General features: G+C 33.9%; 26 protein-coding genes and 1 pseudogene. 24 read left to right on the forward strand and 3 right to left on the reverse strand.

What is annotated here, in order from left to right; genetic code table 11:
* The first annotated feature begins 24 nt into the window (after positions 1–24).
* The 14 genes from MQX03_RS06410 to rimO all read left to right on the forward strand — a co-directional run bounded on the left by MQX03_RS06410 (position 25) and on the right by rimO (position 12,660).
* Positions 25–1,059, forward strand: coding sequence for a polysaccharide biosynthesis protein (locus MQX03_RS06410; RefSeq protein ID WP_242802171.1), 1,035 nt, complete (start codon positions 25–27; stop codon positions 1,057–1,059).
* 24 nt (positions 1,060–1,083) lie between these two features.
* Entirely contained in the window at positions 1,084–1,488 is a 405-nt protein-coding gene (locus MQX03_RS06415; protein ID WP_242802172.1) for a WxcM-like domain-containing protein, read from the forward strand.
* 55 nt (positions 1,489–1,543) lie between these two features.
* A complete protein-coding gene (locus MQX03_RS06420) occupies positions 1,544–2,662 on the forward strand; it encodes a polysaccharide biosynthesis C-terminal domain-containing protein (protein WP_242802173.1) in 1,119 nt (372 codons plus the stop codon).
* 20 nt (positions 2,663–2,682) lie between these two features.
* Entirely contained in the window at positions 2,683–3,816 is a 1,134-nt protein-coding gene (gene wecB / locus MQX03_RS06425; RefSeq protein WP_242802174.1) for a non-hydrolyzing UDP-N-acetylglucosamine 2-epimerase, read from the forward strand.
* Positions 3,817–3,911: 95 nt separating this feature from the next.
* Positions 3,912–5,033: a glycosyltransferase family 4 protein gene (locus MQX03_RS06430; RefSeq protein WP_242802175.1), complete on the forward strand. Its 1,122-nt coding sequence runs from the start codon at positions 3,912–3,914 to the stop codon at positions 5,031–5,033.
* A gap of 39 nt (positions 5,034–5,072) precedes the next feature.
* Positions 5,073–5,300 (forward strand): acyl carrier protein, encoded by a 228-nt coding sequence (locus MQX03_RS06435; RefSeq protein WP_242802176.1) that lies wholly within the window; start codon positions 5,073–5,075, stop codon positions 5,298–5,300.
* Positions 5,301–6,047 carry an SDR family NAD(P)-dependent oxidoreductase gene (locus tag MQX03_RS06440; RefSeq protein WP_242802177.1) on the forward strand — a complete coding sequence of 249 codons (747 nt, stop codon included), beginning with the start codon at positions 5,301–5,303 and terminating at the stop codon, positions 6,045–6,047. It begins immediately after the preceding gene.
* Positions 6,048–6,052: 5 nt separating this feature from the next.
* The gene (locus MQX03_RS06445; RefSeq protein ID WP_242802178.1) at positions 6,053–7,051 is read left to right on the forward strand and encodes a 3-oxoacyl-ACP synthase III family protein; all 999 of its coding nucleotides are present in this window, start codon (positions 6,053–6,055) and stop codon (positions 7,049–7,051) included.
* Between the two features lies 1 nt (position 7,052).
* Positions 7,053–8,012: a GNAT family N-acetyltransferase gene (locus tag MQX03_RS06450; RefSeq protein ID WP_242802179.1), complete on the forward strand. Its 960-nt coding sequence runs from the start codon at positions 7,053–7,055 to the stop codon at positions 8,010–8,012.
* A complete protein-coding gene (locus MQX03_RS06455) occupies positions 8,009–8,848 on the forward strand; it encodes a polysaccharide deacetylase family protein (RefSeq protein ID WP_242802180.1) in 840 nt (279 codons plus the stop codon). Before MQX03_RS06450 ends, MQX03_RS06455 begins: the two co-directional genes overlap by 4 nt.
* A 1-nt stretch (position 8,849) precedes the next feature.
* Positions 8,850–9,743 carry an NAD-dependent epimerase/dehydratase family protein gene (locus tag MQX03_RS06460; protein WP_242802181.1) on the forward strand — a complete coding sequence of 298 codons (894 nt, stop codon included), beginning with the start codon at positions 8,850–8,852 and terminating at the stop codon, positions 9,741–9,743.
* Between the two features lie 2 nt (positions 9,744–9,745).
* Positions 9,746–10,708, forward strand: a complete 963-nt coding sequence (locus MQX03_RS06465) for an MraY family glycosyltransferase (protein ID WP_242802182.1) — start codon at positions 9,746–9,748, stop codon at positions 10,706–10,708.
* Positions 10,709–10,720: 12 nt separating this feature from the next.
* Positions 10,721–11,266 (forward strand): dTDP-4-dehydrorhamnose 3,5-epimerase, encoded by a 546-nt coding sequence (rfbC, locus tag MQX03_RS06470; protein WP_242802183.1) that lies wholly within the window; start codon positions 10,721–10,723, stop codon positions 11,264–11,266.
* A 92-nt stretch (positions 11,267–11,358) separates the two neighbouring features.
* On the forward strand, positions 11,359–12,660 hold the full coding sequence (gene rimO, locus MQX03_RS06475; protein ID WP_242802184.1) for a 30S ribosomal protein S12 methylthiotransferase RimO: 1,302 nt from the start codon (positions 11,359–11,361) through the stop codon (positions 12,658–12,660).
* Between the two features lie 53 nt (positions 12,661–12,713).
* Here the strand turns inward: rimO and MQX03_RS06480 are convergent, their stop codons facing one another.
* Positions 12,714–12,875: a hypothetical protein gene (locus MQX03_RS06480; protein ID WP_242802185.1), complete on the reverse strand. Its 162-nt coding sequence runs from the start codon at positions 12,873–12,875 to the stop codon at positions 12,714–12,716.
* Positions 12,876–13,313: 438 nt separating this feature from the next.
* Between MQX03_RS06480 and MQX03_RS06485 the strand changes: the two genes are divergently transcribed.
* Entirely contained in the window at positions 13,314–13,685 is a 372-nt protein-coding gene (locus MQX03_RS06485; protein ID WP_129534668.1) for a septal ring lytic transglycosylase RlpA family protein, read from the forward strand.
* Positions 13,686–13,743: 58 nt separating this feature from the next.
* On the opposite strand, the gene MQX03_RS06490 is transcribed toward MQX03_RS06485, so the two are convergent.
* Together MQX03_RS06490 and porX are read right to left on the reverse strand one after the other, a co-directional pair.
* A complete protein-coding gene (locus MQX03_RS06490) occupies positions 13,744–14,508 on the reverse strand; it encodes an exodeoxyribonuclease III (protein WP_242802186.1) in 765 nt (254 codons plus the stop codon).
* 200 nt (positions 14,509–14,708) lie between these two features.
* Positions 14,709–16,253: a T9SS response regulator signal transducer PorX gene (porX, locus tag MQX03_RS06495; RefSeq protein WP_129534666.1), complete on the reverse strand. Its 1,545-nt coding sequence runs from the start codon at positions 16,251–16,253 to the stop codon at positions 14,709–14,711.
* 256 nt (positions 16,254–16,509) lie between these two features.
* On the opposite strand from porX, the gene MQX03_RS06500 reads away from it, so the two are divergent.
* The 9 genes and pseudogenes from MQX03_RS06500 (at position 16,510) to MQX03_RS06535 (ending at position 23,641) form a co-directional block, all read left to right on the forward strand.
* Positions 16,510–17,715, forward strand: coding sequence for an HD domain-containing protein (locus tag MQX03_RS06500; RefSeq protein WP_242802187.1), 1,206 nt, complete (start codon positions 16,510–16,512; stop codon positions 17,713–17,715).
* A gap of 89 nt (positions 17,716–17,804) precedes the next feature.
* Positions 17,805–18,836 (forward strand): UDP-3-O-(3-hydroxymyristoyl)glucosamine N-acyltransferase, encoded by a 1,032-nt coding sequence (gene lpxD / locus MQX03_RS06505; protein ID WP_242802188.1) that lies wholly within the window; start codon positions 17,805–17,807, stop codon positions 18,834–18,836.
* A complete protein-coding gene (locus tag MQX03_RS06510; RefSeq protein WP_242802189.1) occupies positions 18,829–20,226 on the forward strand; it encodes a bifunctional UDP-3-O-[3-hydroxymyristoyl] N-acetylglucosamine deacetylase/3-hydroxyacyl-ACP dehydratase in 1,398 nt (465 codons plus the stop codon). The genes lpxD and MQX03_RS06510 overlap by 8 nt, the downstream gene beginning before the upstream one ends.
* Entirely contained in the window at positions 20,227–21,015 is a 789-nt protein-coding gene (gene lpxA, locus MQX03_RS06515; RefSeq protein WP_129534663.1) for an acyl-ACP--UDP-N-acetylglucosamine O-acyltransferase, read from the forward strand.
* 16 nt (positions 21,016–21,031) lie between these two features.
* Positions 21,032–21,379 carry a hypothetical protein gene (locus MQX03_RS06520; protein ID WP_242802190.1) on the forward strand — a complete coding sequence of 116 codons (348 nt, stop codon included), beginning with the start codon at positions 21,032–21,034 and terminating at the stop codon, positions 21,377–21,379.
* 23 nt (positions 21,380–21,402) lie between these two features.
* Positions 21,403–21,969 (forward strand): elongation factor P, encoded by a 567-nt coding sequence (efp, locus tag MQX03_RS06525; RefSeq protein WP_129534661.1) that lies wholly within the window; start codon positions 21,403–21,405, stop codon positions 21,967–21,969.
* Positions 21,970–22,159: 190 nt separating this feature from the next.
* Positions 22,160–23,062 (forward strand): UDP-3-O-(3-hydroxymyristoyl)glucosamine N-acyltransferase, encoded by a 903-nt coding sequence (locus MQX03_RS06530; RefSeq protein WP_242802191.1) that lies wholly within the window; start codon positions 22,160–22,162, stop codon positions 23,060–23,062.
* Between the two features lie 58 nt (positions 23,063–23,120).
* Positions 23,121–23,339: pseudogene (locus MQX03_RS20580) on the forward strand (helix-turn-helix domain-containing protein); the annotation flags it as partial.
* Positions 23,340–23,470: 131 nt separating this feature from the next.
* Complete coding sequence (locus tag MQX03_RS06535) at positions 23,471–23,641, forward strand: hypothetical protein (protein ID WP_242802192.1); 171 nt, start codon at positions 23,471–23,473, stop codon at positions 23,639–23,641.
* Positions 23,642–23,655: the final 14 nt, after the last annotated feature.

Below are 23,655 nucleotides of genomic sequence, written 5' to 3' on the forward strand. Positions count from 1 at the left end.
AAAAGTAAAAATTAAAACAATCAAATGAAAATAAATAACAAAATCTTACTTATCACCGGAGGAACCGGCTCATTCGGGACAGCTGTTCTCAACAGATTTTTACAAACAGACCACTTCAAAGAAATCCGTATCTTTTCTCGCGATGAGAAAAAACAAGATGATATGAGAAACTTGTACAAAAATGATAAAATCAAATATTATATAGGCGATGTAAGAGATTTTTCAAGTGTAGAACCAGCCACTAGAGGAGTAGATTACATATTCCATGCGGCGGCACTAAAACAAGTTCCTTCTTGTGAGTTTTTTCCTATGCAGGCCGTAAAAACTAATGTAGAAGGAACACAAAACGTTATTCGTGCGGCGGCAGCTAATAAAGTACAGAAAGTAATCTGCCTATCTACTGATAAAGCCGCATATCCAATCAATGCAATGGGGATTTCAAAAGCGATGATGGAAAAAGTAGCGGTTGCAGAATCGAGAAATCTTACTGAAACTGTAGTTTGTCTTACTCGTTACGGTAACGTAATGGCATCAAGAGGTTCTGTAATTCCTTTATTTTTAAATCAGATTCAAAAAGGAGAACCTATTACTATAACTGATCCGAATATGTCGCGTTTCTTTATGTCGTTAGAAGATGCTGTCGATTTGGTTTTATTTGCCTTTGAACATGCAAACCCTGGAGATTTATTTGTAAATAAGGCTCCTGCAGGAAGTATAGGTGATTTGGCAAAAGCTTTAATTGAATTAACGGGTAAAGAAGTTCCTGTAAAAGTAATAGGAACCCGTCATGGAGAAAAATTGTATGAAACACTTTGTACTCGAGAAGAAATGGCAAAAGCAGAAGATATGGGAGATTTTTATCGGGTACCGGCAGATAATCGTGACCTTAATTATGCACAGTTTTTTTCGGAAGGTGAGGAAGAGGTTGCACAAATTGAAGATTATCATTCCCATAATACCGAGCAGCAAGGAGTAGAAGGTTTGAAAAAACTGATTTCTAACTTACCCTTAATCCGAAAAGAAGTTTTCGGAGAAGATGTTTTACAGTACCCTTATTAGATAATAAAAATAATATTTAAATTGATGCTGTTAGAGGGCAAAAAACATCAAGACGAAAGAGGAATTATCACTTATAATAATGATTTTGATGCTACAGAAATAAAAAGAATTTATACCATCGAAAATCATTCGACAGATTTTATTCGTGGTTGGCAGGGACACAAAATTGAGCAAAGATGGTTTGCTAGTATAAAAGGAAGCTTTGAAATTTCTGTAATTGAAGTTGATGATTTTACAAATCCTTCAAAAGATTTAATAATTCAGAAATACATTTTAACAGATGATGCGCTAACTTACCTTCATATTCCGTCGGGTCACATTACAGCAATTCTAGCCAAAGAGAATGAGAGTAAACTTCTCGTTTTAGCCGATTACGCTTTAGGAGAAATCAATGATGAATACAGGTACAATTTAGATTATTTTAAATAAAATAAAATTTAAAAGAGCTGGTCAATGAAACTAGCTTAAGAAAACATATATTCAAATGAAAAAAGTCGGAATTACCGGACAGAATGGTTTTGTCGGAAAACATTTGTACAATACTTTAGGGTTATTTCCTGAAGAATTTCAGAGAGTTGATTTTAATAAAGAATATTTTGAAAATGAAACTCAATTGGATCAGTTTGTTGCAGAATGTGATATTATTATTCATTTAGCTGCGATGAATCGTCATGAGAGTGAGCAATTTATCTATGATACCAATGTCAGTTTGGCTCAGAAATTAGTTGATTCTCTTAACAGAACTCATTCAAAAGCTCATGTTATGATTTCCTCTTCTACACAAGAAGAAAAAAATAATCTTTACGGCAAATCAAAAAAACAAGGAAGAGAAGCTCTAGCCAATTGGGCGGAAGAAAATGGAGGGAAAATTACAGGATTAATTATTCCGAACGTATTTGGAGCTTTCGGGAAGCCTTTCTACAATTCGTTTGTTGCTACATTTTGTCATCAGTTGACTCATGGACAAATACCAACCATCGCAACAGATGGAGAGGTGAAGTTGATTTATGTTCAGGAGTTGGTTGATATAATTATTAATGAAATTCGAAAAAGCGAAAGCAAACGTGAGTTTATTATTGAAGCCACATCTATTAGGAAAGTTTCTGAAGTTTTATCATTGTTGAATGACTATAAAACGAAATATTTTGATGGCGGAGAAATTCCTGTTATTAATAATTCATTCGAACATAATTTATTCAATACTTATCGTTCTTATATTGATTATAAAACACATTATCCGGTAAAACTCAAACAACATATCGACCCAAGAGGGGCTTTTGTAGAAGTGATTCGTTTGGGAATTGGCGGGCAATGCTCATTTTCAACAACTGTTCCAGGAATAACCCGCGGAAATCACTATCATACAAGAAAAATTGAAAGATTTGCGGTGATTAGAGGAAAAGCTTTAATTCAGTTAAGAAAAATAGATACCGATGAGATTTTAGATTTTTATTTGGACGGCGACGACCCTGCTTATGTAGATATGCCGATTTGGTATACACATAATATCAAAAATATAGGAGAAGAAGAATTATATACAATTTTCTGGATCAATGAGCCTTTCAATCCAGAAGATGCAGATACTTATTTTGTAGAAGTTTAGACAAATATTAAAATATTAAGATGAAAAAATTGAGAGTAATGACGGTCGTAGGAACTCGTCCAGAAATTATCAGATTATCAAGAGTATTATCAGCTTTGGATGCTTCTGAAGCTATTGAGCATATTATCGTTCATACGGGACAAAATTATGATTATGAACTTAATCAGATTTTTTTTGAAGATTTAGGACTTCGTAAGCCAGATTATTTTCTGGAAGCTGCGGGTAAAACAGCTACAGAAACGGTAGGAAACATTTTAATTAAAATTGATCCCCTTTTAGAAGAATTAAAACCTGAGGCTTTTCTGGTTTTGGGAGATACTAATTCATGTCTGTGTGCGATTCCTGCAAAAAAAAGACAAATTCCTATTTTCCACATGGAAGCTGGTAACAGATGTTTTGACCAGAGAGTTCCGGAAGAAACAAACCGCAAAATCGTAGATCATACTTCGGATATCAATTTGACGTATTCTGATATTGCAAGAGAATATTTATTAAGAGAAGGGCTTCCAGCAGATCGTATTATCAAAACAGGGTCGCCAATGTTTGAGGTTCTGAATCATTATTTACCTCAAATTGATGCATCAAACGTACTAGAAAAATTAAATTTAGAAGAAGGTAAATTCTTCGTAGTATCTTCTCACCGTGAAGAAAATATCAATTCTGAGAAAAATTTTAAAGGTTTGATGGCTTCTTTAAATGCAATTGCAGAAAAATATCAATATCCAATTATTGTTTCTACACATCCTCGTACACAGAATATGATTGACAAGATGCAGATTGAAATGCGTCCTGAAATCCAATTTCTAAAACCTCTAGGTTTTCATGATTACAACGCTTTGCAGAAAAGATCGTATGCTGTATTATCAGATTCAGGAACTATCTCGGAAGAATCATCGATATTAAATTTTAGAGCTCTTAACATTAGAGATGCTCACGAAAGACCAGAAGCAATGGAAGAAGCGAGTGTAATGATGGTTGGGTTATCTCCTGAGCGTATTTTGCAGGGTTTGACTCAAGTTTTACAACAAAAAATAGGAACGGAAAGAAATTTCAGACCAGTTTCAGATTATTCGATGCCGAATGTTTCTGAAAAAGTTGTCAGAATTATTTTAAGTTATACAGACTATATTAATAGAGTAGTGTGGAGCAAATAAAGAAAAAAAGTGTATTAATTGTTACTCAAAATTTTTATCCGGAAAATTTTAAAAGTAATGATATTGCATTTGAACTTAAAAAGAAGGGCTATGATGTGACAGTATTGACTGGAATTCCAAATTATCCTCAAGGGAAATACTATCCGGGATATGGGTTTTTCAAAAGAAGGATTGAAACTTTAGAAGGAGTGAAAGTTTACAGATGTCTGCAGATACCCAGAGGCAAAAAGTATACTAAAATTTTACTGCCGTTAACCTATGTGAGCTTTATGTTTTTCGGCTCGCTTTGGGCAATTTACTTGGGCCTTTTTAAAAAGTTTGACTCCGTATTTGTTCATCAGGTATCGCCCATTACTCAGACTCTTCCTGCAATTATTGTAAAGAAAATGCAGAGAAAACCATTAATACTTTGGGTATTGGATTTATGGCCGGATGCATTTATTTCAGGATCGGGAATCGAGAATAAAACCATTATTTCATTGCTTGGAAAATACGTAGGTTTCAGCTATAAAAACAGTGATAAAATTCTTATCAGTTCCAAAGGATTTAAAGAATCTGTTAAAGAAAGGATAGGAGAAGAAAATAAAATACAGTATTTTCCTAATTGGGCGGAAGATACATTTCAAGATATTACAAAACATTCTATTCCTTCGTTACCGGATGGTTTTAAAATAATGCTTGCAGGGAACCTTGGTGTCTCTCAGAATCTGGAAAATATATTGTTTGCAGCTCTAAAGCTTAAAAATGAAAATGTAAGATGGATTATATTGGGAGATGGAAGTAAAAAACTGTGGATGGAAAATTTTGTAAAAGAAAACTCACTCCAAAATAGTGTTTTTTTAATGGGAAAACATCCTATAGAAACAATGCCTGTTTTTTATGAAAAAGCAGATATTATGCTTTTAAGTCTCAACAATAAATATGATGATTTAAAGAAAGTAGTACCTGCAAGACTACAATCTTACATGACCGCAGGAAAACCTGTACTCGGTTTTATTGAAGGGGCCGCAGCAGATGTGATAAAAGAAGCTGATTGTGGATATACAGTAAATCCGGATGATGTAGATGGATTGGTAGATTTAATTAAAAATAAAATAGTTCAAAATTCTCGACAGCTGTCTTTACTCGGATCTAACGGTAAAAATTATTTTGACACTTATTTTACTAAAGAAAAATGTATAAATAATCTAGCTATGACAATCGATATGCTAAATTAATATTTAGTATTTTTGCCTTTAAAATTTAAAAATAATAATATGGATATTAATAATTTCATCTCAAAATTTTCAGAGCAGTTTGAGGATACTAATGCAGCTGATTTTTCAGCAGAAACTAAGTTTAAAACATTGGATGAGTGGTCTTCTTTTATTGCTTTATCTATAATTGCTATGGTTGATGAAGAATACCAAAAAGAAGTTACTGGTGAGGATATTAGAAATAGTGAGACTATACAGGATTTATTTGATATTCTAAGAAAAAAATAAATGCATAATCCATTTTCTCTTGCTTCAAAATCAATTCTAGTTACAGGTGCATCATCTGGAATTGGAAAGTCTATTGCAATAGAGTGCTCAAAAATGGGTGCTAAATTGATTATTCTGGGTAGAAATGAAGAACGATTAAGAGAAACATATAATGAGCTGGAGGGAGATGATCATCAGATGTTCTTTGCTGAATTAACCTCAAAGGAAGATATTAAAGCTTTAATAAATGCTTTGCCCGTTATAGATGGGCTAGTAAATGCGGCTGGTATTTTAAAAAGAATTCCGTTTAAATTAATGAATTCCGATATTTTGGAGGAAGTCATGAGTATCAATTTCTTTGCACCAGCAATGCTTACAAAAGAGTTGATACATCATAAAAAAATAGTAAAAGGAGCATCTATTGTCTTTATTTCATCAATTTCAGGTAATTATTGTTCATCGCTCGGAAATACAGCTTATTCCTCTTCTAAAGGAGCACTCAATTCTTTGTCAGAAAATATAGCCCTTGAATTATCCGCAAGAAATATTAGAGTTAATACAGTGAATCCTGGTATGATTGATACTAACATGCTTTATCAGAAATCAATTTCGGAAGAGCAGATAAAACAAGATTTAGAAAACTATCCTCTGAAAAGATATGGAAAACCAGAAGATGTTGCGTATGCAGTAATTTATTTACTTTCAGAAGCAAGTTCTTGGGTTACTGGTTCTAGCCTTTTAATAGATGGAGGTTTTACATTAAAGTAAACATAATGAAAGCATATATAAAAGCTATTTCGTATTATTTACCAGAAAAAATTTATACCAATCAAGATCTTGTAGAAGATTTTCCTGAATGGTCGGTTGATAAAATAGCAGAAAAAGTTGGAATTGACGAAAGACATATAGCTGCTGAAGACGAAACGGCAGGAAGTATGGCTGAAAAAGCAGCATTAAATCTTTTTGAAGAATGGAATATAGATTCTTCAGAAATTGATTTCGTTATGCTGTGTACACAAAGTCCGGATTATTTTTTACCAACAACTGCATGTGTAATACAGAACAATCTTAATATACCTACCAATTCTGGAGCAATTGATTTTAACTTAGGTTGCTCAGGGTATGTTTATGGTTTAGCTTTAGCTAAAGGATTAATCGTTGCTGGAGTTGCAAAAAATATACTGCTTTTAACGGCCGAAACATATACCAAACATATTAATCCAATAGATAAAGGCAACAAGACTATATTTGGAGATGCTGCGGCAGCAACATTAGTGTCCACGGACGGGATGGCCGAGATCAAAGAATTTGTTTTAGGAACAGACGGGAAAGGTGCAGAAAACCTTATGGTGAAAACCGGAGGTATGAAGTATAAAAATAAAATGGATCAGGTAGAAGAAGATGAAAATGGAGCCGAAAAACATTCTGATTATCTTTATATGAATGGTTCGAAGATTTTTAATTTTACACAAAATAATGTACCGAAACTTGCACAGCAGACATTAGAAAAAAATAATCTCGAGAAATCTGATATTGATTTATTTGTATTTCATCAAGCTAATAAATACATGATGGAATTCTTGAGAAAGAAAATGAAAATTGAAGAAGAAAAATTCTATTACTACATGAATAAAGTGGGAAATACTGTTTCTTCAACAATACCGATTGCACTTTCTGAAGCAATGAAAGAAGGGAAAACCGAAGGGAAAAAAATTATGCTTGCCGGGTTTGGGGTGGGCTACTCATGGGCAGGAACTGTATTAGAATACTAAAATGATAGTAACATATAAAAAAACTACTGAGCTTTCCGATGTAGAAATACAGAATATCTGCAATGTTTTTTCACAAGTTTTTCCTGAGCATTCCAGATCAATATCAGATTTTAAAAATGAATTTCTGAATACAGATTATGGATATTCTTTTCACGGGTTATTGATGGATGGTGAAAAAATAGTTGGCTCACAAAGCTATATTCCTTTTGTATATTTAATCGATGGTATTAATAGGAATGCTTGTTTAAGTGTTGATACGATGATTTTAAAAGAATACAGGAATTTTGATAACATCTTCGATTTATTGTCGAAAGGACAAAAATTATTAAAAGAGTCAGGTTTTTCTTTTGTATTTGGTTTCCCTAATGATAGTGCCTATCCGCTTTTAATTAAAGGACTTAGAGAAAAGGACATCGGTGATCTAAGGACCTATGTACTTCCCTACAAAATAGGAGGTGTTAAAGAAAATCTGAAAAGTTTTAATTTTGTATCGAAAATATTCTCAGCCGTTTTAATTAAGTTGTCATTATTTTCAAGAAATAGAGAAATAATAACATACAGAATTCAAAAAAATCGTGCGAAATTTAATAGCTATCGATATAAATGGTTTGATGCGGATTATAGAAAAATAGTTAAAAAAGACTTTGAGTTTTTTTATAAGATCAAAAAACATCAGGGAGTTGAAACAGCATTTTTGATTGATGTACATCCACTTAATAAGAAAAATTTTGACGAAGCAGTTCGTTATATTTATAAGTTGGAAAAGAAAAATTTTGATATCATTTTATACATCGGGCATCTTCATTTTACACCATTGAGTCTGATAAAAATTCCTAAAAAGAACGAGCCTAAAACATTTCATTTTACAGCAAAAATTCTTGATTCAGAATCCATTACACCTGAGGTATTATATGATGTAAATAATTGGGATGTTAATCTTTCTAATTATGACTTACTATGAAACTACTTACATTTGATATAGAAGATTGGTATAATTGTGATTTTATTGATAATGATTTTAATTGGGATCGTCATGAAGTCAGAATATATGAAAGTGTTCAGCGTATCTTGGATGATCTGGAGAGAAGAAAGATAAGAGGTACTTTCTTCTGTCTTGGTTGGTTGGCAGAAAAACACCCCGATGTTATTAAAAGTATTGATCAGTATGGTCATCATATAGGTTGTCATTCCTATCAACATGAATTATCATTTAGATTTACTCAAAAAGAATTTGAACAAGATACAAACAAGGCGAAAAAACTTTTAGAAGATATTATTGGAAAAGAGGTAAATGCTTTTCGTGCACCGGGTTTTTCAATTACATCTAAAAATCTTCATTGTTTTGAAACTCTTCTCGAATTGGGTTTTAAGTACGATGCTTCGGTCTTTCCTGCAAGCCATGATTACGGAGGTCTACCTGAGTTTGGAATATCTGAACCATTTATTATTGAAACCCAATCTGGTATTTTGAAAGAATTTCCAATGAATGTTCATCAGGTTTTTAATAAAAATTTAGTTTTTTCAGGAGGTGGGTTTTTCAGGCTTCTTCCTTATTCACTTATTAAGAAGTTTACGAACAATACAGAATATTTAATGACATATTTCCATCCGCGGGATTTTGATACGGGACAACCCGTCATTAAAAGTCTACCTGTAATAAGGAAATTTAAATCATATGTTGGGATAAAAGGGGCATTTAAAAAATTCAACAGATATCTAAGCGACTATGATTTTTTGGATATTGAAGAGGCTGATAAGCAAATTGATTGGGAGAAATCAAAAAGAATAAAATTATAAAATGAAAATCGTAATTACGGGAGCTTCGGGTTTTGTCGGTCAAAATTTATCAAGATATCTGACTGAAACTGAGTTGAAAGTTTCCGGGCTTTCTTTACGTAATGAATGGGCTTTCCCAAAAGGAACTGATGCCATTATCCACCTAGCAGGTAAAGCTCATGATACTGCAAATACATCTGCTGATGAAGAATATTTTAAGATAAACAGAGATTTAACAATTCAATTTTTTGATGAATTTTTAAATTCGAGTGTTAGAGATTTTATCTATTTCAGTAGCGTAAAAGCAACAGCGGATACGATTGATAGTATTTTAGATGAAAATCATCATTCTAATCCTAAAACACCTTACGGAAAATCAAAATTAGAAGCCGAGAAATATTTGCTTTCAAAAAAATTGCCAGATGAAAAAAGGCTTTTCATTATCCGTCCATGTATGATTCACGGTCCTGGAAACAAAGGAAACCTAAATCTTTTGTATAAAGTTGTTCAAAAAGGAATTCCATGGCCTTTGGCAGCTTTTGAGAATAAAAGATCATTCTTAAGTATTGATAATTTAAACTTTTTAATCGGAAAAATATTATCCAATAAAAATATTCCTTCAGGAATTTATAATTTTGCCGATGACGATTCTATCTCTACCAATGAACTTGTAAAAATAATTGCGGAAGCTTCTGGTAAAAAAACTAAGCTATGGAAAGTTTCAGCAAACTTCATTTCTAATATCGCTAAGTTGGGAGATATGATAAAGTTGCCACTCAACTCAGAAAGATTAAAAAAACTAACAGAAAGTTACATCGTTTCTAATGATAAAATTAAAAAAGCTTTAGAAATTAGTAATCTTCCAATGTCTGCGAAAGAAGGATTAGCAAAAACAATTAAAAGCTTTCAATCATAGTAATGATATATCTTATAATAACAACCTTTCTATTCATATCCATGTTGGTCTATTTCAAAATAGCCGACAAATATAATATTATAGACAAACCCAACCACCGAAGTGCACACACACAAATCACTTTACGTGGCGGTGGAATTATTTTTCCTATCTCATTCATTCTTTTTTGTTTATTTAATTTAAATGAAACGATAAATCATTATTGGTCTTTTGGTTTAGGCTTATTGGCAATCTGCACAGTAAGTTTTATTGATGATATCAAACCATTGTCAAACAGAATTAGGTTATCAGTTCACTTAATTTCTGTGATTTTACTCTTGTATTTTACAGGAGCTTTTAGCTTAATGCCATATTGGGTTTGGCCAATACTATTTATTCTTATTATTGGTACTTTAAATGCCTATAACTTTATGGATGGTATTAATGGAATGGGGGGGACATACAGTTTAGTCACCTTGGCGGCATTACTTTATATTAATAAAGAAGTAGTAATTTTCACAGAAAATGATTTCATTATTTATCCCATTTTAGCTTCTTTGGTTTTCTTGTTTTTTAATTTCAGAAAAAAAGCAAAATGCTTTGCAGGAGACATCGGAAGTATGGGAATGGGCTTTTGTGTAATTGGTCTTATCACTTTGCTGATTATGAAGACCCAAGATTATAAATATATTTTGTTGCTATCAATTTACGGAATGGAAGTTGTCCTGACAATTATCGAGAGACTACTATTGAAAGAAAATATTTTTGAGGCACACAGAAGACATTTATATCAGCTTTTTGCCAACGAAAAAAAAGTGTCTCATTTGATTATTAGTTCGGTTTATGCTGTTCTTCAAGTGTTAATCAACATATTTTTAATAAATTCACAACTTCCCATTTGGGCTCTTATTCTTGTCATTTTTATTCCGATTGGCGGAGTTTATTTAGCTTTAAAATGGAGTTTAAAAAAACAATACAATCTATAACATTACACATCTATGAAAATAAAAGAAACACCACTTAAAGATTGTTACATCATTGAACCGACAATCTTCGAAGACGACAGAGGTTACTTTTTCGAAAAATACAACGAACAAAAATTCGAAGAATCGACCGGAATGAATGGTCATTTCGTACAAGATAATATCTCAAAGTCTTCTTATGGAGTTTTGCGTGGTTTACATTTGCAAAAAGGCGAACATGCTCAGGCAAAATTAGTATCATGTTTAGAAGGCAGAGTGTTTGATGTCGCTGTAGATTTACGTAGAGATTCTCCAACTTTTGGACAATGGTTCGGGGTTGAATTAACTCCGGAAAACAAATTACAACTATATGTACCAAGAGGTTTCGGACATGGTTTTTCTGTTTTAAGTGAAACAGCAATTTTTGCTTATAAATGTGATAACTTTTATAATAAACAATCTGAAGGAAGTGTAATCTGGAATGATAAAGATTTAAACATCGATTGGAAGCTTCCCGAAGATGTCATCCAATTGTCTGAAAAAGACAGCCAACTTCCCACTTTTTCTGAAGGCAATTTTTAAAAATTAAATTCATAACCACTTATTTTTAAGTGGTTTTATATGTTTAAGATACAGAGTTATATTTTGTATCTTTGCACACTCAAAATAGAAAGATGCGTACAAAATCTGTAGGAAAGAAGAAAATAAATATTGTAACCCTTGGTTGTTCCAAGAACGTTTACGATTCAGAAGTTTTGATGAGCCAGCTTAAGGCTAATGGAAAAGAGGTGGTGCATGAAGATAAAGGCGATATTGTAGTTATCAATACCTGCGGATTTATTGATAACGCAAAAGAAGAATCAATCAACACCATTCTTGAGTATGTTGAGGCGAAAAACAGAGGTGAAGTAGAAAAAGTTTTCGTTACAGGCTGTCTTTCTGAGAGATACAAACCAGATTTGATAAAAGAAATTCCTGATGTTGATCAGTATTTCGGAACAAGAGATTTGCCTATTTTACTGAAACATTTAGGTGCGGATTATAAACATGAATTGGTAGGAGAGCGATTGACGACCACACCAAAACATTATGCATACCTTAAAATTTCTGAAGGCTGCGACAGACCTTGTTCGTTCTGTGCAATTCCTTTGATGAGAGGCGGTCACATTTCTACTCCGATTGAAAAATTGGTGAAAGAATCTCAGAAACTGGCAAAAGTAGGAGTAAAAGAATTAATCTTAATTGCTCAGGATTTGACTTATTACGGTTTAGATATATATAAGAAGAGAGCTTTGGGCGAACTTCTGAAAGAATTGGTAAAAGTAGAAGGAATCGAATGGATTCGTCTGCATTATGCTTTCCCGAGTGGTTTTCCGGAGGATGTTTTAGATATCATCAGAGAAGAGCCGAAAGTTTGTAATTATATAGACATCCCGCTTCAGCACATCAATTCAGATTTATTGAAATCGATGAAACGTGGGACAACACACGAAAAAACAAATGCTCTATTAGATAAATTCAGAGAGAAAGTTCCGGATATGGCGATTAGAACAACTTTAATCGTAGGTTATCCAGGTGAAACTGAAGAAAGATTCCAAGAATTGAAAGAATGGGTGAGAACACAGAAATTCGACAGATTGGGATGCTTCACTTATTCTCATGAAGAAAATACAGGAGCTTACGTTTTAGAAGACGATATTCCGCAAGAAGTGAAAGAAGCAAGAGTAGAAGAGATTATGGAGTTGCAGTCACAGATTTCTTGGGAGAAAAATCAAACTAAAATCGGCGAAGTTTACAAATGCGTTTTCGATAGAAAAGAAGGAAATTACTTTGTGGGAAGAACGGAATACGATTCACCAGACGTAGATAATACGGTTTTGGTTCCTGCAGAAAATACATATATCTCAATCGGTGATTTTGCCAATGTAAAGATTACTTCTGCAGAAGAATTTGATTTATATGGTGAACTTGTGTAAAGCACAATAAGATAAAAAACGAAAACCAATGATTCAGTCATTGGTTTTTTGTTTTAAATATTTTTAGAATACTTTTTTTTTATTTTGGCAGCTTTTCCGCCCTCCGTTCCCGCTTTTTTCCAAATTTCCGAAGCTTTGTCCTTGCTATAATTTGCAAAAAGAGCTCCACTCAGGTCGGGCTGTTGCAATTCGATGCATAAAACGTGAAAAATCATTAATTAAAGCGTTGATGTAGATATTCTCCAAATTCTTTTCCTGCAGAAAATATTGAGATTAGGAGTACGGCCAGAATTAAAACGAGTAATATCTTGTTGTTTTTCAATTTTTCCATGATGCCTTTTATCAATAAGTAGTTGTTTTTTTTGATTAGTTACAACCAGATTTTAGCAAAATCACAATTTTTTAAATAATTGATTTTTAAACTGTTGTAAACTGAATCCGTCTCTAAGTGAGCTTGAAGCAGTTAAATCCGTTAACTTTTTGCTTCTAATTTTAACGTTTTTTAACATAGCTACTTAAATGCCCTGATAATAGGCAGTTACAATTTTATTTAAGATATTTTTAACTTTTATTTAAGGCTTGTTAACATTTAAAATAGGTGAGTAAGAAGTTTCACTATACTTTTGCCCTGTCAAACAATAAAATAATTCAAAATGATGAAAAGATTCATTCTCGTAATCATAATGATGATTTCAACACTAGGTATCTATTCTTTCAAGAATGATGCCGAAGATGCGAAGAAAACAAGTTATGCGTCGTACTACCACGACAAGTTTAATGGTAGAAAAACAGCTAGCGGAGAAATTTTTAATAATTCAAAACTAACCGCAGCACACAGAACGCTTCCTTTTGGAACCGAGATCAAGGTAACCAATCTGAACAATGGAGAAGAGGTAATTGTAACGATTAATGATAGAGGGCCTTTTCATTCATCAAGAGCATTAGATATGTCTAAAGCTGCGTTCGATGAAATTGGGGGAATCAAAAAAGGTATCATCCCAGTAGAGTACGAAATTGTCGATTAAATTTAATACGATTCTTAAAATTAAATAAAGCCAGCTGATTCAGCTGGCTTTAATGTTTTTAGACGTTTAGTTCAATTAATGCAGGGCAATGATCAGAATGCACTGCTTCCTTTAAAATAACGGCTCGTGAAAGCTTATCTTTCAGAGAATATGACGCAAAGTTATAATCTAGTCTCCATCCCTTATTATTGGCTCTTGAATTTTGTCTGTAGCTCCACCAAGTGTAATTGTTTGGTTCCTGATTGAAAAACCTGAAGCTGTCTATCAATTCGCATTCATTAATGAAATTGGTCATCCATTCTCTTTCCATCGGTAGAAAACCTGAAGTATTTTTTAAGCCTACCGGATTATGAATATCAATCGCTTCATGACAGATATTAAAATCCCCTGAGATAATCAGATTCGGAATTTCTTTCTTCAAATTTTTAATGTATTCTAAAAAATCATGACAGAATTGCATTTTAAATTCCAGTCTTTCAATATTCGAAGCTGAAGGAACATAAACTGAAATAACAGAATAGGCATCAAAATCTGCACGGATGATTCTTCCTTCATTATCATAACTTTCAATTCCGCAGCCGTATTCTACGTGATGAGGCTTTGTTTTAGAAGCAATTCCGACTCCGCTGTAGCCTTTTCGCACTGCTGAATGCCAATAACTATGATAACCGATTTTCTCAAGACTTTCGATGTCTATTTGGTCGTTTCCGGCTTTGCTCTCCTGAATGCAGATAATGTCTGGATCGGCAGTTTTCAACCAGCCCAGGAAATCTTTCGTAAAAGCGGCTCTGATTCCGTTGACATTGTAGGTGATTAATTTCATTTAGAGAATATATATTTTAGAGTATTAGAAATCTATAATTATTAACCGCAAAAGTAACAAAAGAAACTTTTGAAGTTTTATTATCGCTGAAAATCTTTTTCTCCATTTGCGGTAAAAAAACATTTCAGAAATAAAAAAACTCGAGCGGAAAAAATCTTAGATTTTTTCCGCTCGAGCCCAAAATTATAACTATGAAAAAACTATTTTGGTTCCAAAACACTTATTGGAATAATACATTCTTCTAAAGAAATTCCTCCGTGCTGGTAGGTTTCCTTATAATAATTTACAAAATGATTGTAATTTTTCGGGTACGCTAGAAAGATATTGTTTTTGGCAAAAATATATTTCGAACTTAAATTTCCTTTAGGCAAGAATATTTTTTCAGGATTCGTAACTGCCCAAACATCTTTCTCGTCATACGTCAAGCTTTTCCCTGTTTTGTAACGTATATTGGTTGAAGTTTCTCTATCTCCAACAACACGACTTGGTTTTTTTACGTAAACGGTTCCATGATCGGTTGTGATAACCAATTTATACCCGCTTTCTGCAGCCAATTTGATAATCTTAATTAAAGACGAATTCTCAAACCAATTCGAAGTTAACGAACGGAAAGTTTTATCATCTCTGATTAACTGATCAACAATATGATTGTCTGTTTTTGCGTGAGATAATATATCAATGAAGTTGTAAACGATCACTAAAAGGTCATTATTCTTATGCTGATTAAAATCTTCGTAAATCTTTTTCTCAAAATCGGCATTCAGAACCTTTAGATATTTCATCGATTTAGAATTCAAACCAATTCTTTTCATCTGATCTTCTAAGAAATCACGCTCATACTCATTTTTATTTCCGTCTTCATTATCATTAAACCATTTATCCGGAAAACGTTTTTCAATTTCTGAAGGAAGCATTCCTGCGAAAAATGAATTTCTTGCATATTGAGTCGCAGTCGGAAGAATACTGTAATAGTAATCTTCAGATACTTTATTGTAAAATTTAGTAAATAAAGGCTCAATGACTTTCCACTGATCGTATCTTAAATTATCAACCATCAGCAAAAGAACTTTATCTTTTTCAACTTCAGGTTTTACTTTATCTCTGAACAACGTGTGGCTCATCAATGGCTTATCGCCACCATTCAACCAGTCTTCGTAATTGTTTTCAATGAATTTAGCGAACTGAATATTAGCTTCTTCCTTTTGAGATTGCAGCAAATCGGCAAATTCGTTGTCGGCAACTTTGTCAAATTTCAATTCCCAGTTGACGATTTTTTTATAATATTCTGCCCAATCCTGGTACGTCCTCAAATAAGAAAGTTCCATAGAAAGGTTTCTGAATTCCTGCTGATATTGAATAATAGTCTTCTGCTCGACAAGATTATCTTCCTGAAGATTCTTTTTTAGAGATAATAATATTTGGTTAGGATTTACCGGTTTCAAAATGTAATCTGCAATCTGAGATCCGATTGCTTCTTCCATGATGTGTTCTTCCTCACTTTTCGTAACCATCACGATTTTCAGAGAACTGTCTTTCTCTTTAATCATTGGTATTGCTTCAAGACCGGAAATTCCGGGCATGTTTTCATCAATAAGCGTCAATGCAAATTTTTCTGAATCTATCAATTCTAAAGCCTCGTTCACATTATTTACGGGAGTTACATGGTAACCCTTCTTTTCTAAAAATACGATATGAGGTTTGAGTAAATCTATTTCATCATCGATCCATAATATTTTTTCTGACATAAAAGTTTAATTTTTTCTATGGTTATTGTATCAAAACTGCGACCAAAGGCCTTTAACAAAAGCCAAATTGATACGCCTAAAAGTTAAATCTTAGTTAAAGATATTTTTGATTTTAAATATAAAATATGTGGTATGAAGATAATCTAAAATCTCCGGTTTTAAAAGCATTATTAATAAAAATTCATTCGATTAAATTTCTCAATTTTCTCTGAATTAAGTTTAATACCTTAATTTTGCATTCATCACAGTTATTTCAATGCAGAACAAGCTTAAAATTATCAACGATCCTGTACACGGTTTTATTAAAATTCCTCACGAAATCTTATTCGATATTATCGAACATCCTTATTTTCAAAGGTTAAGAAGAATTTCACAGACCGGACTTTTAAATTTAATTTTTCCCGGAGCAACTCACACAAGATTTCATCATGCTTTAGGTGCGATGCATTTGATGTTTACTGCTTTGGAAACTTTAAAGCAAAAAGGAATTCAGATTTCTGAAGAAGAGGAAAAAGGAGCAATGTTGGCAATTTTAATGCACGACATCGGTCATGGTCCATTTTCTCATGCGTTGGAAAATATGTTGATGGATGACTGGCATCACGAAAATCTTTCTTTATTATTAATGAACAGATTAAATGATGAGTTTAATGGGCAGCTTTCAACGGCTATAGAAATGTTTCAGGGTAAATACCACAGGAAGTTTTTTAATCAATTGATTAGTTCACAATTAGATGTTGACCGTTTAGATTATTTGAAAAGAGACAGCTTTTTTACAGGAGTTTCTGAGGGAAATGTAAATACCCAAAGAATCATCTCAATGATGAATGTCTGCGAAGACGAGCTGGTGATTGATGCAAAAGGTGTTTATTCGATTGAAAATTTCCTTACCGCAAGGATGTTCATGTACTGGCAGGTGTATTATCATAAAACATCGGCTTTGGCAGAATTTATTTTGGTGAAAATTTTAGAAAGAGCTAAATATCTGGCTTCTCAGGGAGTAGATTTGCCCGCGACTGAAAATTTAAAGTACTTTCTCAATCGTGAGAAAAGCGAAGAAACCGATGAAGATGTGCAAAGATTTACCCAAATGGATGATAATGATATTATTCATGCGATGAAATTATGGCAGTCTTCGGATGATTTTATTCTTTCCTATTGGTGCCAGTGTGTCATCCAGAGAAATCTTCCGAAAACGATTATTTCTTCGCAACCTTTCGATCCGGAATTTGTGAAAGAAAAAATAAAAAGCACCAATGAGTTTTTAGGAATAGACAATGCTCACGAACTTGTACATGAGATTGAAAGAACGTTGTTGCCCTACAATACAGAAAAACAGCCTATATATTTATTACAGAAAAGTGGAAAAATATTAAGACTTGACGAGTCTGAAGACCAGCTTTTATCTGGTTTGATTACCAATAAAACCACACGTTACATTCTTACTTTTCCAAGACATTAATGAATTTAAATTCTTAAAGAATATTAAAATCTGTATTCCTCAAACTAAAAAATGTTGGTGAATAATAGAATTTGTTATCTTTGCAGAATATGGAATTCACAGCTTCGCAAATTGCGAGTTTTATTGACGGAAAAATTATAGGTGACGAAAATGCACTTATAACAGGAGTTTCGCCTATTGAAAGTGGGGAAGCAGGGCATCTTTCTTTTATTGCCCAAGAACGTTTTTCGCATTATTTAGATACTTCAAATTGTTCCGTTCTTATCGTTTCGGAAAATATTTTAACTAAAGACAGTTACGACCAGACGATCATTGCTGTGAAAGATGCTTATCTTTCTTTTCAGGTTCTGATGAATTTATATCAGGAAATGCAGGGAAGAAAAGAAGGTGTAGAAGACGGTGCTTCTATTCACGATACCGCAGTGGTAGGTGATAAAGCCTATGTCGGAGCATTTACTTATGTTTCTGAGAAAGCCAGAATCGGGGAAGGATCACAGATTTATCCTCAGGTTTATATCGGAAAAGGGGTGAAAATTGGTAAAAACTGTAAAATTGACAGTGGTGCCAGAATCTATGATTACTGCATTATTGGTGATAATTGTGTCATTCATTCCAACACAGTGATTGGTGGAGATGGTTTTGGTTTTCAGCCGACTCCTGAAGGTTTCAAAAAAATTCCTCAATTAGGAAATGTGATCATTGAAGATGATGTTGAAATAGGTTCAAATTGCAGCATCGACAGAGCAACTATTGGTTCAACGGTAATTGGTAAAGGAACGAAAATTGATAATCTGATTCAGATTGCACACAACGTAAAAATCGGTCAGAACAATGTGATCGCTTCACAAACTGGTATCGCAGGATCTACAATTGTAGGTGACTGGAATCAGATTGGCGGTCAGGTTGGTATCGTAGGACATATTAAAATTGGAAATCAGGTGAAAATTCAGGCACAGAGTGGTGTGAATTCTCATGTGAATGATAAAGAAACGGTTTACGGTTCGCCGGCAATCAGTTATAACGACTATCTTAGAAGTTACGTTCATTTCAGGAATCTTCCTGAGCTCGTAAAACGAATAAATAATCTTGAGAATAACTCAAAAGATCAGACTAATGAGTGATATGCAAAAAACACTTCAGGAAGAGGTTACTCTATCCGGAATTGGCCTTCATACTGGTAAAGAAGTAAAATTGACCATTAAACCTGCTAAAGAAAATACAGGTTTCATCTTCGTAAGAACAGATTTAGAGGGTCACCCTCAGGTCGAGGCTGATGTAAACTATGTTGTAGCTACTGAAAGAGGGACAACTCTGGAGAAATTAGGCGTAAAAATCAACACTTGCGAGCATCTTTTAGCAGCATTAGTAGGTTGCGATATCGACAATGCTTATTTAGAGATGGATGCTTCAGAACCTCCAATTTTAGATGGTTCTTCTAAATTTTTTGTAGAAGCAATCGAAAGCGTAGGAATCGTGGAGCAAAAACTTGCCAGAGAATATTTGGTAGTGAAAGAAGTTCTAAGTTACAGCGATCCTGCAACCGGTTCTGAGATTACAATTATCCCTTCAGATAATTACGAAATTACGACAATGGTAGATTTTGGGACTAAAGTTTTAGGAACTCAGAATGCTACCATAAAAAATATTTCAGAGTTTAAAGAAGAAATTTCTTCAGCAAGAACATTCAGCTTTTTACACGAATTAGAAATGCTTCTTGATCATGGTTTGATCAAAGGAGGAGATATTTCTAATGCCATTGTATATGTTGATAAAGATCTTACTGTTGAAACAACAGAGAAATTAAAGAAAGCCTTTGGTAAAGATCACGTTGCAATCAGACCCAACGGAATTCTTGATAATTTAACTTTAAACTTTCCAAATGAAGCTGCAAGACACAAGTTACTTGATGTAATTGGTGATTTAGCTTTATGCGGAGTTAAAATTAAAGGTAAAATTATTGCCAATAAGCCAGGACATTTTGTAAATACTCAGTTTGCTAAAAAACTGAACCGTCATTGGAAATTACAGAAAAAGAAAAACGTTCCTGACTTTGATTTAAATAAAGAACCTGTTTTTGATATCAACGGAATTATGAAGTTGATGCCTCACAGACCGCCGTTTTTATTGATTGACAAGATTCTTGAATTATCAGATTCTCATGTGGTAGGTTTAAAGAATGTGACGATGAACGAGCCTTTCTTCGTGGGTCACTTTCCGAAAGAGCCTGTAATGCCGGGGGTTTTACAAGTTGAAGCTATGGCACAGACAGGCGGTATTTTGGTTTTGGCAAGTGTGCCGGATCCTGAAAACTATTCTACTTATTTCATTAAAATGGATAAAGTAAAATTCAAGAGAAAAGTAGTTCCTGGTGATACTATGATTTTCAAAATTGAATTGATTGAACCAATCAGAAGAGGTATCGTGCACATGCAGGGTTACGGATATGTTGGTGACACGATAGCAGTAGAAGCTGAGCTTATGGCTCAGGTTGCAAAAAATAAAGTTGAGTAAATGATTCATCAATTAGCCGCCGTTGATAAACGTGCAAAAATCAGTAAAAATGTAATTGTAGAACCATTTACAACCATTGCAGGTGATGTGGAAATAGGTGAAGGTACCTGGATTGGATCTAACGTGACAATCATGGATGGTGCGAGAATCGGAAAAAACTGCAGGATTTTTCCTGGAACGGTAATTTCTGCTATTCCTCAGGATCTGAAATTTGATGGTGAAGATACGCAGACCATCATCGGTGATGATACAACGATTAGAGAATGTGTTACCGTAAACAGAGGGACAAAAGCTTTAGGTTATACTAAAATTGGCAGTAACTGTCTGATTATGGCAACTTCTCATATTGCGCATGACTGTGTGATTGGTGATCATGTCATCATCGTTAACGGATGCGGTATTGCAGGTCACGTAGAAATAGGTGATTTTACGGTAATGGGTGGCTTAAGTGCTGTTCACCAGTTTGGAAAAATTGGGAAGCACGTGATGATTTCCGGAGGAACTTTGGTAAGAAAAGATATTCCGCCTTATGTAAAAGTAGCTCGTGAGCCGATGTCTTATGCAGGAATCAATTCTGTAGGTTTGAGAAGAAGAGGCTTTACCAATGATAAAATTTTTGAAATTCAGAAAATTTACAGAGCAATCTTTCAGATGAAAATGAACGTTTCTCAGGCAGTTTCACACATCGAAAAAGAAATGCTTCCTACAGCTGAAAGAGACGAAATTCTACAGTTCATCCAAAACTCTCCAAGAGGTATCGTAAAAGGATACGGAACAGGAAAAGAATAATTTAAATTGAATCAGAATGAAAAATTTAGTATTAATTTTTACAGCATTTTCTTCTTTTATTTTTGCACAGCAGAAAAAAGTGGTGTCTTTGAATCTTAAAGATTCAATTGCAGTAAGAAATGTAAATTCAATTCTGGATTATTCTAAAATATCTTTTTCAAATTTAAATTCTGACCTAAAAAGTTCATCAGAAGTCAACAAAAATTTAGACCAGCTTTTAATTAATACCACCAATTTTAATACAGTAATAAATAATCGTGCAGTAACTGCAGCAGATGCAGGGACTTATTACAAACCTAGAATTGACGGGATGGATATGCTTGGAAGAAAGGTTTTGAGCCTTCAGGTCTACAAATCAAAATAAAAAAAATAACATACAATAATTAAATGGCAACAAGTAACGATATAAAAAAAGGTCTTTGCATCGAGTACAGCAATGATATTTTTAAAGTAATCGAATTTATGCACGTAAAACCAGGAAAAGGTCCTGCTTTCGTGAGAACAAAATTAAAATCGGTAACCAACGGTAAAGTTATTGATAATACTTTTTCTGCAGGTCATAAAATTGACGAAGTGAAAGTTATTACAAGAAAATTCCAATATCTTTATGATGATGAGAATGGTTTCCACTTTATGAATAATGAAGATTTCTCTCAACTATACTTAGACAAAGAAATGATCGAAAACTCTAATCTGATGAAAGCAGGTGAAGAAGTAACGATTATTTTGAAAGAAGTTGATGAAACTCCGCTTTCTGCAGAGCTTCCTCAATCAGTTTATTTAGAGGTGGTTGAAGCTGATCCGGGTGTGAAAGGAAATACAGCGACCAACGCTCTGAAAAACGCAATCGTTGAGACAGGAGCGAGAGTAATGGTTCCTTTGTTCATTGAAGCGGGCGACAAAATCAAAGTGAGCACAGAAGACGGTTCTTACTTAGAAAGAGTAAAAGAATAATTATTCAAAATAATAGGAAGCTGGAAGTATAACAACTTTCAGCTTTCATTTTTTAGGGCAGCAATTGTAGTTTATCCTGAGCTTGTCGAAGGATCCTCAAGTCGGGCTGCGGCTCACACCGAAAAACAAATCTTGTCTAAGTTTCAAAACCAGACAAGGTTGATTAAACTAAAAAAGCATCATTAAAAGTATGACGTTTCATCAGCCACAAAAACTAAAAACAATTGCAGATCTTATCGGAGCAAAATTTGTGGGTTCCGAAGATTTTCAGGTTTTTGGCACCAACGAAATTCACAGAGTAAAATCAGGTGAAATTGTGTTCGTTAATCATCCGAAATATTACGATAAAGCTTTAAATTCCGCTGCTACCATCATCTTAATCGACAAAGAAGTGGAATGCCCGGAAGGAAAAGCATTGTTGATTTCCGACGATCCGTTCGGAGATTTCAATAAAATCAATACCCATTTCACCAAAATCTACAACTTCACCGAAACCCTTCATGATGTAGAAATAGGAGAGGGTACAAAAATCCATCCATCCGCAGTCCTTGGAAACAACATCACCATCGGAAAAAACACCATTATCTTCCCGAATGTAGTAATCGGAGACCGCACAGTGATTGGAGATAATGTCATCATTCAATCCAACACCATTTTGGGGGGCGACGCATTCTATTACAGAAAATTAGACGGAAATTTTGACCGTTTAATCTCCGTAGGAAACGTGATCATCGAAAACAATGTAGAAATCGGAAACGGCTGTACGATCGACAGGGGAGTGACAGATTCTACCATTATTGGTGAAGGTTCAGTTTTAGATAATCAGATTCAGATTGGGCACGATACCGTGATTGGTAAAAAATGTTTAATCGCTTCTCAGGTCGGTATTGCAGGCTGTTGCATCATCGGTGATGAGGTTACTTTATGGGGGCAGGTTGGCATCGCTTCAGGAAACAATATCGAAAGTGGTTCTGTCTTACTAGGTAAAACCGGAGTCAACCGAGATCTAAAGAAAGGAACCTACATCGGAATGTTTGCAGAAGATTATAAAACTTATCTTAAGAAAGAGGTGAAGTTGAGAAATCTTGAGTGATGTGAGTTTGTAGAAATCTAAAATATATTTTCAGTAAGTACGAACTGAACGTGGGGAAAATGTTCCGTCGATTGACGTAGCTACTAAAATTGCTGATGCTTTAGGCGTTACACTTGATTATCTCGTAAAAGACGGACAGTATGAGCAGATCGACAACGATACGCTGAAAAAACTAAAAGCCATTCAGGAACTTGATAGCGATACCAAAGCTCACATATTTGCAACCATCGATGCTTTTATCAAAGCCTCTAAACTTAAAAATATTGCTGCAATGTAGTTCTGTTTCCGTATACAAAACAAAACATATAACACAAAAAACCTCGCAAAATGCGAGGTTTATCTTTATCTGCCACACGATAAAATCGTGCGGTAGCGGAGGGGGAAGTTGCCATCAAAATTGCAGATGCTTTGCAGGTTTCTTTGGATTATCTCGTAGGTAAAACTTCTTTGGAAGTTGATCAAAATACTTTACAACGTATTGAGGAGATTGGTAATTTACCAAAATCTGCTAAAGAACAAATTTATTTGGTTATTGATGCTCTGGTAAGAGATTATAAAGCTAAAAAAGCGTATTCGTAGAAAAATTACTGCCA

The sequence above is a fragment of the Chryseobacterium aahli genome (assembly GCF_022699665.1).
Lineage (GTDB): Bacteria > Bacteroidota > Bacteroidia > Flavobacteriales > Weeksellaceae > Chryseobacterium > Chryseobacterium aahli.

What these genes read in the sequence shown, in the direction of transcription:
- MQX03_RS06410 (WP_242802171.1), top strand. Translation starts at nt 25, where the DNA reads ATGAAAATAAATAACAAAATCTTACTTATCACCGGAGGAACCGGCTCA.
- MQX03_RS06415 (WP_242802172.1), top strand. Translation starts at nt 1,084, where the DNA reads ATGCTGTTAGAGGGCAAAAAACATCAAGACGAAAGAGGAATTATCACT.
- MQX03_RS06420 (WP_242802173.1), top strand. Translation starts at nt 1,544, where the DNA reads ATGAAAAAAGTCGGAATTACCGGACAGAATGGTTTTGTCGGAAAACAT.
- wecB (WP_242802174.1), top strand. Translation starts at nt 2,683, where the DNA reads ATGAAAAAATTGAGAGTAATGACGGTCGTAGGAACTCGTCCAGAAATT.
- MQX03_RS06435 (WP_242802176.1), top strand. Translation starts at nt 5,073, where the DNA reads ATGGATATTAATAATTTCATCTCAAAATTTTCAGAGCAGTTTGAGGAT.
- MQX03_RS06440 (WP_242802177.1), top strand. Translation starts at nt 5,301, where the DNA reads ATGCATAATCCATTTTCTCTTGCTTCAAAATCAATTCTAGTTACAGGT.
- MQX03_RS06445 (WP_242802178.1), top strand. Translation starts at nt 6,053, where the DNA reads ATGAAAGCATATATAAAAGCTATTTCGTATTATTTACCAGAAAAAATT.
- MQX03_RS06450 (WP_242802179.1), top strand. Translation starts at nt 7,053, where the DNA reads ATGATAGTAACATATAAAAAAACTACTGAGCTTTCCGATGTAGAAATA.
- MQX03_RS06455 (WP_242802180.1), top strand. Translation starts at nt 8,009, where the DNA reads ATGAAACTACTTACATTTGATATAGAAGATTGGTATAATTGTGATTTT.
- MQX03_RS06460 (WP_242802181.1), top strand. Translation starts at nt 8,850, where the DNA reads ATGAAAATCGTAATTACGGGAGCTTCGGGTTTTGTCGGTCAAAATTTA.
- MQX03_RS06465 (WP_242802182.1), top strand. Translation starts at nt 9,746, where the DNA reads ATGATATATCTTATAATAACAACCTTTCTATTCATATCCATGTTGGTC.
- rfbC (WP_242802183.1), top strand. Translation starts at nt 10,721, where the DNA reads ATGAAAATAAAAGAAACACCACTTAAAGATTGTTACATCATTGAACCG.
- rimO (WP_242802184.1), top strand. Translation starts at nt 11,359, where the DNA reads ATGCGTACAAAATCTGTAGGAAAGAAGAAAATAAATATTGTAACCCTT.
- MQX03_RS06480 (WP_242802185.1), bottom strand. Translation starts at nt 12,875, where the DNA reads ATGATTTTTCACGTTTTATGCATCGAATTGCAACAGCCCGACCTGAGT.
- MQX03_RS06485 (WP_129534668.1), top strand. Translation starts at nt 13,314, where the DNA reads ATGATGAAAAGATTCATTCTCGTAATCATAATGATGATTTCAACACTA.
- MQX03_RS06490 (WP_242802186.1), bottom strand. Translation starts at nt 14,508, where the DNA reads ATGAAATTAATCACCTACAATGTCAACGGAATCAGAGCCGCTTTTACG.
- porX (WP_129534666.1), bottom strand. Translation starts at nt 16,253, where the DNA reads ATGTCAGAAAAAATATTATGGATCGATGATGAAATAGATTTACTCAAA.
- MQX03_RS06500 (WP_242802187.1), top strand. Translation starts at nt 16,510, where the DNA reads ATGCAGAACAAGCTTAAAATTATCAACGATCCTGTACACGGTTTTATT.
- lpxD (WP_242802188.1), top strand. Translation starts at nt 17,805, where the DNA reads ATGGAATTCACAGCTTCGCAAATTGCGAGTTTTATTGACGGAAAAATT.
- MQX03_RS06510 (WP_242802189.1), top strand. Translation starts at nt 18,829, where the DNA reads ATGAGTGATATGCAAAAAACACTTCAGGAAGAGGTTACTCTATCCGGA.
- lpxA (WP_129534663.1), top strand. Translation starts at nt 20,227, where the DNA reads ATGATTCATCAATTAGCCGCCGTTGATAAACGTGCAAAAATCAGTAAA.
- MQX03_RS06520 (WP_242802190.1), top strand. Translation starts at nt 21,032, where the DNA reads ATGAAAAATTTAGTATTAATTTTTACAGCATTTTCTTCTTTTATTTTT.
- efp (WP_129534661.1), top strand. Translation starts at nt 21,403, where the DNA reads ATGGCAACAAGTAACGATATAAAAAAAGGTCTTTGCATCGAGTACAGC.
- MQX03_RS06530 (WP_242802191.1), top strand. Translation starts at nt 22,160, where the DNA reads ATGACGTTTCATCAGCCACAAAAACTAAAAACAATTGCAGATCTTATC.